Annotated in this window: 11 protein-coding genes; 8 read left to right on the forward strand and 3 right to left on the reverse strand. The window is 63.4% G+C overall.

Features of this window, described 5'->3' with window-relative positions:
- Positions 1–303 precede the first annotated feature (303 nt).
- Complete coding sequence (locus tag A5782_RS26800) at positions 304–1263, forward strand: MEDS domain-containing protein (RefSeq protein ID WP_067099659.1); 960 nt, start codon at positions 304–306, stop codon at positions 1261–1263.
- Between the two features lie 205 nt (positions 1264–1468).
- Positions 1469–3175 carry an FAD-dependent monooxygenase gene (locus tag A5782_RS11980; protein WP_197694198.1) on the forward strand — a complete coding sequence of 569 codons (1707 nt, stop codon included), beginning with the start codon at positions 1469–1471 and terminating at the stop codon, positions 3173–3175.
- Between the two features lie 1061 nt (positions 3176–4236).
- On the opposite strand, the gene A5782_RS11985 is transcribed toward A5782_RS11980, so the two are convergent.
- From A5782_RS11985 to A5782_RS11995, 3 genes are all read right to left on the reverse strand, one after another.
- Positions 4237–4467: a DUF6400 family protein gene (locus A5782_RS11985; protein ID WP_231986659.1), complete on the reverse strand. Its 231-nt coding sequence runs from the start codon at positions 4465–4467 to the stop codon at positions 4237–4239.
- A 304-nt stretch (positions 4468–4771) separates the two neighbouring features.
- Positions 4772–5599: an acyl-CoA thioesterase II gene (locus A5782_RS11990; protein ID WP_067099665.1), complete on the reverse strand. Its 828-nt coding sequence runs from the start codon at positions 5597–5599 to the stop codon at positions 4772–4774.
- A gap of 26 nt (positions 5600–5625) precedes the next feature.
- Positions 5626–6633, reverse strand: a complete 1008-nt coding sequence (locus A5782_RS11995) for a GTP-binding protein (RefSeq protein ID WP_067099756.1) — start codon at positions 6631–6633, stop codon at positions 5626–5628.
- A gap of 421 nt (positions 6634–7054) precedes the next feature.
- Here A5782_RS11995 and A5782_RS12000 point away from each other — a divergent pair, with 421 nt between their 5' ends.
- From A5782_RS12000 to A5782_RS25480, 6 genes are all read left to right on the forward strand, one after another.
- A complete protein-coding gene (locus A5782_RS12000; RefSeq protein ID WP_067099667.1) occupies positions 7055–8701 on the forward strand; it encodes a PPE domain-containing protein in 1647 nt (548 codons plus the stop codon).
- Positions 8702–8782: 81 nt separating this feature from the next.
- Positions 8783–9412, forward strand: coding sequence for a TetR/AcrR family transcriptional regulator (locus tag A5782_RS12005; RefSeq protein ID WP_067099669.1), 630 nt, complete (start codon positions 8783–8785; stop codon positions 9410–9412).
- 43 nt (positions 9413–9455) lie between these two features.
- On the forward strand, positions 9456–10127 hold the full coding sequence (locus A5782_RS12010; RefSeq protein ID WP_067099671.1) for an enoyl-CoA hydratase-related protein: 672 nt from the start codon (positions 9456–9458) through the stop codon (positions 10125–10127).
- Between the two features lie 74 nt (positions 10128–10201).
- Complete coding sequence (locus A5782_RS12015; protein WP_067099673.1) at positions 10202–11128, forward strand: alpha/beta hydrolase; 927 nt, start codon at positions 10202–10204, stop codon at positions 11126–11128.
- Positions 11129–11337: 209 nt separating this feature from the next.
- Entirely contained in the window at positions 11338–11946 is a 609-nt protein-coding gene (locus tag A5782_RS12020) for a TetR/AcrR family transcriptional regulator (protein ID WP_067099675.1), read from the forward strand.
- 302 nt (positions 11947–12248) lie between these two features.
- Positions 12249–12424: MmpS family transport accessory protein (locus tag A5782_RS25480; RefSeq protein WP_231986667.1), on the forward strand; the 176-nt coding region annotated here is incomplete at its 3' end.

The raw sequence follows: 12424 nt of genomic DNA on the forward strand, positions 1-12424 counted from the left end.
GTGGGAGTGCTAGGCCAGTAGCGCCGGATCGCGTTTGCGCAATTGGTCAACGGCGCTGAGTTGTCCGCGTGCGCGTTCGGTCAATTTGATATCGACGGCATTTACGTTGACGTAGAGGCCGCCTGCACTTCATGGCTGCGAGTACCCTTGATGTTCTCGCCAAGGCTCATCGAAGCCTGGCTGAAAAGGATGCAACATCCACATCGTTCGGTCAGCAGATGTGGTGAAACGTGTGTTAAGCCTGACCGACATGGGCTGGTTAGAAGGGCCTAGCCAGCCCTGCCTACAGAGCGGGTGAGCACAATGTCGCAACGCGGCCGGACCATCGATAAGCTGGGCGAACGATCGCCGCATGATCATGTGGTGCACGTCTACACCGATGACACCCATCTCCTGGAGACGCTGGCCGGTTTTATCTCGCACGGGTTGTCGCAGAGTGAAAGCGTCGTCGTTGTGGCTACCGCCCAGCACCTCGCGGCGATCTCGCGCATGCTCGACCCAGGTTCGCGGCTCGATGCGGAAACCTTGGTCCTCCTCGACGCCGCCGAAATTCTTCGAAAGTTCATGAGGGAAGGTGCCCCGGATCCGGCAGCGTTCGAGGCAACGATCGGTGGCATCGTGGATGCGGCCGTAAGTGGTGGGCGGCCGGTGCGGGTATATGGCGAAATGGTGGCCGTGCTGTGGGATCAGGGCAATGCCACCGGAGCGTTGGCACTTGAGGCGTTGTGGAACGACTTGGCCGCGACCCGGCAGTTCTATTTGATGTGCGCCTATCCCAGCACTTCATTTGATGATGGGTCGCTGCAGGCGCTGAATTCGATGTGTCAACTGCACTCCGAACTTAGCCTGCTCGGTGACGCCACTGACATGCCAGGAGATCGGTTCATGGGCCCAGATCCGGTCGCGCGCAAGCTGTTTATTCCGGTGGCCGCCGCTGTTGCGGCGGCACGTCACTTCACCATCGACACGCTGATGGACTGGAAGTTGTCGCACCTAGTCGACGATGCGGCACTCATTGTCACCGAGCTAGCCACCAACGCCATTGTGCATGCCAACAGCGCCTTCCGCGTGGTGATGTCGCCGGCCCCGGTGGGCGTGCGCTTTGCGGTCGAGGATGCCTCGCAGTCTCGACCGCAGGTGCGACACGCTGGTCCGTATGAGCCAGGGGGGCGCGGCATCGCGCTGATCGCCAAAATCGCCCATCAATGGGGCTGCGATGTGTCCCCGGTTGGCAAGACGGTCTGGGCCGACGTTCTTCCGTGATAACACCATCGTCCCGGACTTAGGGGTTGCATCCTTCAGTCGTTGTCTGCTGGCGAAATCACCACCTCGGGACAGCCCGGCGAGGCCGATCGGGCAATGATCGCCGACGCTGGGTTCGTGATTACCCGCCGCCGCGGCGCAGGCACCGCTATCTGCGCCAACACCTAGACCCCTGATGAATTTGGACAACGAGGTGAACTCAGCCATGCTCCATAAACCGGTGATCATCGTCGGGGGAGGCCCAGTCGGGCTGTCTGCTGCGCTAGAGCTCGCCCGCTTCAATGTTCCCAGCGTTGTTATTGAGCGACATGATTCGACGTCGTGGCATCCCAAGGCCCGCAATCTAAATGCGCGGACGATGGAGATCGCCCGTGGGTGGGGAAGTGCGGTGTATCAACAGCTACGCGGCATTGACACCCCGCCAGGCTGGAAGAGCCCGATGAGATATCTGGACACCATTGTCGGCCAGGAGGTGGGTCAGATCGAGACGCGAGGTTTCGAAGGTCCCGGGCCGACGATTAGCCCGGTGCTGCCGATCATGTCGTCACAGGACCTGACGGAAGCCATTCTGCGTGACGCCGCGGAGGCCACGGGAATCGTCGATCTTCGCTTCGGTCACCAGGTCACCGACGTGCTGTCCGGGTCAAGCGACCTCGACACCGAAGCGACCGTGGCGGTCCGAGTCAACGCGACGGACGACACCTACACTCTCGCCGGGGAAGCGCTGGTTGCCGCCGATGGTGTCGACAGTACGGTACGCACGCAGCTGGGCATCGCCTTGAACGGCGAACAGGGCCTTCATCATTTCGTCAACTGCTACTTCCGCGCCGATATCGAACACCATCTCGGAGAACGCCGGGGCGTAGTGTTTTTCGTCGCCAACCCGGACGCCGCCGGTCTGCTGCAACCACTCGACGCCCGCGGCCGCTGGTTGTGCCAAATCGGTGTATCGCCTGACCAGTGGATTGGCGAGCACTGGGACGTCGAGCGAGTAAGGCGGTGGGTCCGCGGCGCGGTCGGCGTGCCCGACCTCGACGTCGAGGTCAAAGGCGTTGGGCTGTGGCAGATGAACGCAACTATCGCCGATCGTTGGGTACAGGGCCGCGTGGTGTTAGTTGGCGATGCCGCCCACCAATTTCCCCCCACCGGGGGCCTAGGCGTCAATACCGGGCTGCAAGGCATGCACAACGCCATGTGGAAGTTGGCTTTGTGTATCCGTGGTATGGCCTGGTGGTCATTGCTCACAACCTATGAGGACGAACGTCGCCCAGCCGCGATCACAACGATCCAACAGTGTTTGCAGAATCACCGCAATCTCGCGCGGCTTGCCGCGGCCTATTACTACCCGGCGGGCAGTGACCTCAGTGCCGAGGAGGCCGAGCGGGAGAGCCGACGCTTCGGTAATCATTTCGGCGTCGAGTTCGGCACCGTGTATCACTCGGCCGCCGTCATCGACGACGGCACAACGCCTCCCGACGTCGAAGATAGCTATAGCGACTACGCGCCCTGCGCGACGCCGGGTTGCCGGGCACCACATGTATGGCTGGGCGATGAACGTGACCCGATATCGACACTCGACCTCTTCGGCGCCGGCTTCACTGTGCTTACAGGTCCCGGCGGAGAAATCTGGCGCAGGGCGGCGACTGATGCTGCGCGCCGACTCGGGGTGCCCATCGTCAGCTATGCCATCGACGAGCCCGGCCTGGCCGACCACGACAACGCGTTCTTCGATCACTACGAGATCAGCCACGACGGGGCGGTTCTCGTGCGCCCCGACGGATATGTCGCCTGGCGCAGTGCAACCGGATCCTCCGATGGCGCCCGGCTTACTCTGGCCGTGGAACAGATCCTGGATCGCCGCTCAGCGGGCTTGAGCGCTGGAGTCGACCCGGGGCTAGGGGAGTCGTCGTGACCGTCCGTGATGATGTCGAGACCAAGCGTTCAGCCCTAGCTGACTCACTCGCTGCCATGGACCCCCATGCACCAACCGCGCCTGCGGCAACTGGACAGCATTCGACCTTGCTGCACGTCGAACCTGCCGCGGCGTGTCAAGCCGGCGGTTGCACGCCACGTCCTGATTCGGCTACTCAAGATTCTCGAAACACGCGGTCAACCAGCATGTTTTTGATCGCCGGTCCGACGGGAGTGGGGAATCTGCGTTTGTGATGGAGCTGATTCAGCTGATGAACACGGCGAGCCTAAGTTGACATAATGTCGCTTATCGGCAAAAGCTAACGCCGAGTTCCAGCCATTGGCGGCGGCGACGTTGAGCCGACAGCAATGCCTAGGCCCCCAACCGCCTCGCACGCCGACAGTCCCGACGAAACGCCCGCGGTTCGGGCGCCGGGCGACAACTTGAGCGTCGCGCCACTGAACTGACAACTCAACGTCACGGCACTGGACGGTCAGTCGCGCGCAACGGGCCGATCGTTTGGCCCCACCCGGCCTTCCAGCGAGACTGGCATCAATTTGTCACTGTGACGAATTTCAGTGGACCGCAGACGCGTTCGGAATGTCACCCGGCCCCGGCCCCCGCGCCTAGCGCCGCCCGTACATCACGGCGAGCTTCACGATCCAATCGCTGACGAGACGACACTCCAAGGCAATGACCCGGCACCATGCTGCTGCATACCACGCCGCCTCCCGAACACCCATCCCCTGCTCCCCCGCCCCCTGCCGCCAATACGTCACTGTGACGAATGACTCTGCAGCGCAAGGCTATTGGGATAGGCGTTGGTTCGGGGTTAGTTCGGCTTGTGTCCCCACCGCGTCGGACGTGTGCGGCGATGCGTGTCGGTCGACCAGAGATGGCCGCAATCCGAGCACTGCAGGTGCACCAACGTGCCCCTGTTGCTCAGCAGATACTGCCAGTGCGTATCGCAGTTACGGCTGCTTCGGCAATCACCACATTTGGCCCGGTGATCGCAGCACGGGCAAGGCAACCATGCACGGCGGCCTCGGTCGGCGGTCGGATCAATCGGTAACACGGGCAATGGTCCGTTCGGGCAGAACGCCGGCGCGGACCAACCGGTCATAGACCCGCTGCTGCTCCTCATCCAGATTCGAGTACAGCATTTCGTAGGCCTTTTGTTCCTCGCCGAGCACGGCGATGGGGTCCCAGTCGTCACCCATCGCTTCGAGCATCGCGCTGCGTCTACGCGCCTCGTCGAGGGTCAGGTCATAGGCAAAGTCGAGGTCGGCCATCGCGCTCCCAGCCATTAGATACGCAAACGAAGAGGCCAGGATGACCCGATTGACGCCGATGGGTCTATGACCTACGTCACTGTTGCCGGTTGAGGTTCGTCACACTCGGCGCCGGCGGACGCGACGGCGATGACAAGGGTCGCCAGGCTGGCGCAAGCCCGGAACGGGCCCGCGAATCCACTGCTCCGCTTCCCCGCCTATCGCCGACAATACGTCACCGTGACGAATATCCTTGCAGGGCAGAAGCTTTTGACGACATCCGATGATTACCCACCCAGCCCGATGCGGCCATCGAGGCGGAGTTTCAGGCTGTGTGCGGCGGGAAGTACATCTCTTGTTTGACCGTGCACACCAGTTCAGCGTTGCGGTTGAACATCGTCCCACTCGCGAGCGCCAGCGAACCGGCGCTACTCGGCGACGACCGGTCGTAGAGAAGCCAACCCGACAACGCCGCCGGAGCGTGAAACCACACCGAATGGTCACGCTGAGCTGACGCCCCGACGCCACCGCGTGCTGCATATGCCGGCTCGGTCAACGTCACCGCCGACAGGTAGGCCACCAGGCTGGCGATCAGCGCCGGGTCATCGGGAACCTGCCCGTCGGGTCGCCACCACATCGGCGCCCGTGCGGGTGGAGCGACCTCGGTGTCGATGATGCGGCGCTCGAACCAGCGCAGGCTCGCCCACCGCCCCTGTGCACTCTCGTCGGACTCCGCCAAATGCGGCGCAACCCACGGCAGGGACTCTGGGCTGGAGGCCTCTGGCATGGGTGATTGGTAGACGACCTGAGCGGGTGCGGAATCGGCGACTTTGAACGATGACATCGCTTCCATCAGGATCTTGCCGTCTTGGCGCGCAGTGACCCGTCGCGCCGAAAACGTGCGGCCTTCTTGGAGGTCGACAACTTCGAAGTCAACCGGCCGACGCGAATCACCTGGCCGCAGGAAATACGTGTGGACGCTGTGCGGTGCGCGACCCGGCGCGGTGTGGCTTGCCGCCAACAAAGCCTGAGCGGAAATATGCCCGCCGAGAATATGGTTGGCGGGCGCAGGCAACTGCTGCCCGACGAAGAGCCACTCGTCGACCCTCTCGAGCTCCAAAGTGGCGAGCACGTCGCCGAGCGAAGATGACATCACGACGTATCTTGCCGGATCGTTTCTCACGCACCGAGTCGCCGGTACCGCTGCAGGCGCCGTAATCCCTGTGCCGACGCCGGCCCCGACGCAGGTTGCAGCGCCTTGTCGAGTCGCGCGCGTACGGCGGCAATGTCGAGATGCATCCCGATCGCCACCAGACAATTGGCCATGGCCCCTGGCGGCGCCGTCCCGATATGGATTGCGCTACCCACCAGGTTGACGACATAGTCACCGACGGTTGTGCGGTGCCGCACAGCCACGATGCCTTTCAGCCTGAACACCTGCGGCGGCGGCCGTTCGAGAAGGTCGATAAGGGCCTCGGGGTCGACGCAACCGGCGCTGCTGACGGTGACGGCGTCGGCATGGACGTGGTCATGGTCGTGCTCGGGCGCCAGATCCAGAAACGAGAGCTGCCCAACCCGTCGGGACGTGGCGGAGGCGTCGAAGAGGAGTTCTGGGTCTATCCGGCCACCCGTAGTGCCCACGACATGTATGCGCGGGTTACGTTCCGCCGCCCGCTGTGTGACACGTTGCACCACAACCGACCGCTCCTGCTCGGGCACCTGGTCAAGCTTGTTGACCACAATCAGCGACGCCGCGCCATAGCGCACCGGCGGCAGTGTGCCGCAGTCGACGGTGTCGAAGTGGTTCACGGCATCGACAACGTCGACAAGTCCGCCCGCCCGGACCCCACGTATCTCACTGAAGCCGATGATCCGCGCGATTGCCACAGGGTCGGCCAGACCGCTGGCCTCGACGACGATGGCATCGAGGCGTCGAGCCGGGTCGGCGAGTTTGATGAGTGCGTCATCGAGCCCACCGCCGTCGGGCAGGCAGCAGATGCATCCTCCGGCGATCGAGGCCGGCTCGTCGACCTGGCCGGCCACCAGACCGGCGTCGATGTTGATATCACCGAAATCGTTGACCACCACACCAATTCGCGAGCCAGGATGGCGTAACAGGTGGTTGAGCAGCGTTGTCTTGCCGGCTCCGAGATGACCAGTGAGCGCGATGACGGGTATCGCAGCCAAAGCCTTGTCCTCCACATCGACATCCGGACATCCGATGTTAACCGGGTAAGTGCCCCACCCACGACCCACCATCGTCCATAACTCGTCGCAGTAGCGAATTTCGTTGTGACGCATTAGATCTGATCTACATTTGCCCTGCTTTTTCGTCAGACCACGCGAGGATTATCCGCACCCGCGGCCCGGTCGCATCCCCGGCGCCACACGCACTATTTCCGTATATACAGGAAATTATCAGCATTTTATCCGTATCTGCGGCGGCTATCGGTCATAGACTCACGCCTGCGGCTCACCCTCAGCCCTGTGTCCGCTTTGGTCATGCAGCTTCGGCGTTGCGGGTGGGCTCCAGCCGAAAGGAGGCCGTGGTGATTCTCCTCCGTGACGAGGTTTGGGCCCGACACCGGCACGGCCGAACGGACCGGCGATGACCGCGCCGATCTGGATGGCGTTTCCGCCGGAGATACACTCGGCGCTGCTGTCCAGCGGGCCGGGACCCGGGACGCTACTGGCTGCCGCGAGCGCCTGGAATTCGTTGAGCACCGAATATGCCTCAACAGCAAGCGAACTCACTGCCCTTCTCGGCGGTGTGCAGGCTGGCGCCTGGGAGGGCCCGAGTTCCGCGCAATACAAAGCCGCACACGCGCCCTACGTCGCATGGTTACTGCAGGCCAGCACCGACAGCGCCGCAATGGCCGCCGCGCAGGAGACCGCGGCCGCTGCCTATACGACCGCACTGGCGGCGATGCCGACGTTGGGCGAACTGGCGGCCAACCACGCAATGCACACGGTACTGGTGTCCACGAACTTCTTCGGTGTCAACGCCATTCCGATCGCACTCAACGAGACCGACTACTCGCGCATGTGGGTGCAAGCTGCCACCACGATGAGCACATATCAAGCTGTCTCGACAGCGGCAGTCGCTGCCGCCCCGCAGACCACGGCGGCGCCGCAAATCCTGAAGACCGACATGAGTTCCCATGGCATGAACTCCGGCTCCGGGATGGGCGGTGGGTCCGGCATGAGCGGCGGATCGGGCATGGGCGGAAACCCCTACATCATGGGAACCTCATTGCCCCAAAATCTCCAGGAGTGGCTCGAAGCGCTGTTTCCGTTTAACCCGTTTTCCCCGCAGGGCTGGTCGATGCATCCAAGTTTGTCGATGTTCCTCTCACGCGTGGAGACCTTGATCCCGATGTACGCGCACAACCCCGTCCAACTGCTCGAGACGATAGTGATGCTCGCGCTCCAATTCGTGATTCACCGAACACTCGTATTCATCAACCTTCTTCTTTTCAACCCGATGGGACTGCTGAGCTTTTTCCTGAGCAATCCTCTTTACACCTTGGGGTTGGCTGCCCCACTTTTGGCGGTTCCCGCAGGAGCGGCGGGAGGATTGGCGGGGCTTGCAGGCCTGGCCGCAGCAGCACCGACACCCGCTGTCACGCCGGTTCCGCTGCCGGCAGGCACAATTCCCCTGACCGAAGTGCCCCCACTGACGGCTGCAACCACCGCACCGACGATTAGTACAGCGCCACTGCATGGCTCGGCTCCGGTGCCAGCCACGGCGCCAATGGCCGCGAACGTGTCCGGCGGTCCACCCGCGCCGCCACCAACGGTAGTGGGCCCCGAAAGTGCCATGCCCACACAGCATTTCATTTCGCCATACATGGTGGGGGTTTTTGGCGCGGCAACGGAGATGAGCACTGCCGGCAAAGCCCAAAAGTCCGCCGCAGACGCCGTCACGGCTGCTGCGGGCCGGGCGGCACCGGCGGCGATCAAGCAGGAGGCTCGGCGACACCGACGGAAAGCGCCGACTCGCACCGACCGGGGCTACCGCTACGAATTCCTGGACCCGGAATGGGACGCCCAATGGGCGGGTGGCTCGAACGTTGCAGGACAGGTGAATTCGGCGATTGAATCCGACCGGGGGGCTGCACAACTGGGGCACGCCGCCGCGACAACGGTCACTGAACAGCGTGCGGCGGGGTTGACCAGGTTGGCCGGCGACGCATACGGGGGCGCACCGACCGTGCCGATGATGCCTACCAATTGGCGGCCCGACTCCGACTGAAACGACAATGTAATCGCTGCACGGCGGGCCCCTTGCACCGCCGGTGACATAACAGAGCATTCGCTCTGTTATGCTGGCCGCATGCCACGCCCGCGTATGCACGACCCCGATGTCGTGCTCGACGCCGTCGAGGACCTGGTGGCGCGGTCGGGCCCAAACGCGGTGACCATCCGAGCAATCAGTGCGGCGGTAGGGGTGTCCAACGGCGCTGTGTACCACACGTTTACATCACGCGGCGGACTGATGGGCCAGGCTTGGCTGCGCGCGGGCAGGCGTTTCTTGGCGGTACAGACTTCGCTGGTCGACGAAGCGGTGGCCAGTGGCGACCCGGGCCGGCCCATCGAGGCCGTGGTGGCCGCTGCCGACGCGGCGGTGGTGTTCACCAAGCAGCATCCCGGCTCGTCAACTCTGTTGTTGCGCGTGCGCCGCGAGGACGTGCTCGCCGAGGATGTTCCCACCGATGTTGCCGATGAGCTGCGACGTCTCGACAAGCTTCTCGTCACATTGATGGTGCGGCTTGCCGTCGCGGTGTGGGACCGCAAGGACGCGGCAGCGGTGGACGCGATAACCAGCTGCATCGTGGATCTTCCAACTGCGCTGCTGCTGCGCCGAGACCGCCTCGGGAGTGCCACCGCCCGCGCGCATCTGCACGCGGCTGTGCGCGCGGTGCTGGCGGTAGGTCCCGCACCACCGCGGCAGCGACGCGGATGACGAATCTTCGGAAAAAACACAAGCGCAACTCAAGAGGAAACACATGACAGTGACATTGGACTACACCGACAAAATCGCCATCATTCGCCTAGGCGAAGACGAGAACCGTTTCTCCCCTGCGTTTCTGGATGACATCGACGCCGCGCTCGACCAGGCCATCTCGGACGGCGCCCAGGGGCTGGTCACGACCGCCGGGGGAAAGCTTTACTCCAACGGCCTCGATTTGGAATGGCTGAGCGCCCACCCCGACCAGGGGCTGTGGTACATCGGCCGCGTGCACCGCCTGCTGGCGCGCATGCTGACCTTGCCGCTGCCCACCGCGGCGGCTGTGGTGGGTCACGCGTTTGGTGCCGGAGCGATGCTGGCCATCGCGCACGACTTCCGCGTGATGCGCGCCGACCGCGGATACTTCTGTTTTCCCGAGGTGGACATCCGCATCCCGTTCAACCCCGGCATGGCCGCGCTCATCCAGGCCAAACTCACGCCGCGTGCCGCCGTCGCCTCGATGACCACCGGCCGACGCTTCGGCGGCCCCGAGGCGGAACAATTCGGCATAGTCGACGCCACCTGCCCGGAGGGCGAGGTCACCGACACCGCCCTCGACGTGCTGCGCCCACTACAGGGCAAGGATCCAGGCACGCTGGGCGCGATAAAACAGACCATGTTCGATCGCGCAGTGTGCGCACTGATCGATGACGGAGACGAGTCGCAGTAACCGCCCATGGACACTAAGCCGGTTCCTGTATGGTCAGCGATGTCTGCCGGCGCCAAGGGAACAGAGGGCATTCGATGGCAAATTGGCTCCCCGACAACGCCTTCACGTCCTCGCAGGTACTGGATCCCGGCCTTCGCAAGGTGGCGCGATTCGTGCCCCGCGGATACGCCTTGCATCGCGGTCTGAAGGTTCAGCGCACAATCATGAACCTGATGGGCAATGCGGGACGCATCCGCACCGTGCCTGTCGCCGCCGTCAACGAGCACGTCACCGTCCGTCTGCATCGCCCGGCAGGCCTTCCCGACCACGCGCCCGCACTGCTGTGGATCCACGGCGGCGGAACCATCATGGGTCATGCGGCCCAGGACGATAAGTACTTGCGCAACCTGTCTCAGCGCACCGGTTTCGCGATCGCGGCGGTAGAACACCGGTTGGCCCCCGAACACCCCTATCCCATCCCGGTCGAAGACTGTTACGCAGCCCTGCTGTGGCTGGCCCGCCAACCGTGGGTGGACCCGGATCGAGTCGCCATCGGAGGGGCCAGTGCCGGGGGGCATTTCGCCGCCGCGGTGGCCCAGCGAGCACACGACCGCAACGACATCGAACTCACCTTCCAGATGCTGGTCTATCCGATGCTCGACGATCGCACCGGCGCCAAGCGCGACGGTCCCAGGCGCATCATGTGGACCGAATCCGACAATCAACTGGCCTGGCAGTGGTACCTCAATGGGGCCGATCCCGAAGAGGCAGCGCCGGCTCGCCGAAAGGATTTGTCCGGCTTGCCGCCCGCCTGGATCGGGGTCGGAACGCTGGACCTCTTTTATCGAGAGAGCCTGGAGTACGCGCGACGCTTGCGCGAGGCGGGCGTGCCGGTACACGAGGAAATCGTTCCTGGCGCGTTTCACGCATTCGATCAGATCGCGGACAAGGCGCCCATATCGACGAGGTTCTTCGAAAGTCAATGCGATTATTTGCGGGGCGCGCTTGCGCCCAGCGGATAACGTCCGCCGTCCACCGCATCATTCCTCGCATGCAGCCGAATTATGTTGTATTGAAACGGCTATACGCGACATCGTTCTCACCTGCAATCGCGATCGTCGCTCTGATTGATCGAGCTATCTTTGCTGGAGGACGTGATGCAGCGGGCCCTCGACCCCGAACCTGCCACCTATTGACTGCAAAGTGTGCATAACGTGCAACTATATGAGGTATGGGCAATCCCGTGGGGCTACGAGAGCGCCGTCGCCGCCAGACAAGCGCCGACATCCGCGACGCCGCGGTGCGCCTCACGCTGGAACGCGGATTCGACAAGGTCACCGTCGACGAGATCTGTGCCGAAGCCGGAATCGCGACACGCACGTTCTTCAATTACTTCCCCAACAAAGAATCCGCGCTCGCCTACGGCCCGTCGGACATACCACCCGAACTGGTTGCGGATTTCGTCGCCGCCGGGCCCGCCCCCTACTCGGTGGTGCTGGCGGAGCTGATCACCTTGGCCGCGCACCACCTGCGCGACGTGCCGCCGCGACGCGAACACGCAGCCCACATGCTGGAACTCGCCAAGACCTCCCCCGCCGTGTTGGCTGCGTTCCTCGCCGACCTGGAGCGGTTTCAAAACCAGTTGACCCACATCATCGTGCGTCGTCAGGCGATGCGGCCGGACGACGAGATGGCGGCGCTGATTTCTGCGCTGGCGTTGACCGCGGTGCGGTCGGGCCTCGAGAAGTGGGCAAGCGGCGAGGCAAACGGAACGGCCGACACGCCGATGCCCTATGTTGAGCGTGCCGCCGCGCTGGTGAACAGCATCTTCACAAAGTGACCTGAAACACCGGTAGCAAACGTTGCATGCACTGCAAGATATGCACATCATGTACTATGCGCTGGTGGCGGTACCTGGGGAGGCTTCAGCAACAAGGCGAGCCGGGTGTCGGTGCCGGGGACGCCGGCCGGTGTGGGTGGGCAGCATTCACCGCGTCTGACGTTCCAGCGCGCGCGAACCGTAGCAATCGACGCAATTCGTTGTTGAGTAATGCGACTTGTGGGCACTCGCCTGTCCACGACCTCCGGTCGCGCAAACGCTGATCCACGTCACGACCGCGCGATGGGGAAGGGACCACCTAGGTGCAGATATCGAGACTTGTGCGCAACGCCTGGTTGCCGCTGTTGATCGTGGCTGTCGTGGTGGTCGGCGGCTTCGCGGTCGTCCGGGTCAAATCGTTTTTCGCCGCTCACGACACCGGCGTCATGACCAGCCCGCGCCTCGATGATTCGAAGCCGTTCAAGCCCAAGGTCGTCAA

The organism is Mycobacterium sp. 852002-40037_SCH5390672, from assembly GCF_001665875.1.
Lineage (GTDB): Bacteria > Actinomycetota > Actinomycetes > Mycobacteriales > Mycobacteriaceae > Mycobacterium.

Coding starts and splice junctions, on each gene's coding strand:
- A5782_RS26800 (WP_067099659.1), top strand. CDS start 304: ATGTCGCAACGCGGCCGGACCATCGATAAGCTGGGCGAACGATCGCCG.
- A5782_RS11980 (WP_197694198.1), top strand. CDS start 1,469: ATGCTCCATAAACCGGTGATCATCGTCGGGGGAGGCCCAGTCGGGCTG.
- A5782_RS11985 (WP_231986659.1), bottom strand. CDS start 4,467: ATGGCCGACCTCGACTTTGCCTATGACCTGACCCTCGACGAGGCGCGT.
- A5782_RS11990 (WP_067099665.1), bottom strand. CDS start 5,599: ATGTCATCTTCGCTCGGCGACGTGCTCGCCACTTTGGAGCTCGAGAGG.
- A5782_RS12000 (WP_067099667.1), top strand. CDS start 7,055: ATGACCGCGCCGATCTGGATGGCGTTTCCGCCGGAGATACACTCGGCG.
- A5782_RS12005 (WP_067099669.1), top strand. CDS start 8,783: ATGCCACGCCCGCGTATGCACGACCCCGATGTCGTGCTCGACGCCGTC.
- A5782_RS12010 (WP_067099671.1), top strand. CDS start 9,456: ATGACAGTGACATTGGACTACACCGACAAAATCGCCATCATTCGCCTA.
- A5782_RS12015 (WP_067099673.1), top strand. CDS start 10,202: ATGGCAAATTGGCTCCCCGACAACGCCTTCACGTCCTCGCAGGTACTG.
- A5782_RS12020 (WP_067099675.1), top strand. CDS start 11,338: ATGGGCAATCCCGTGGGGCTACGAGAGCGCCGTCGCCGCCAGACAAGC.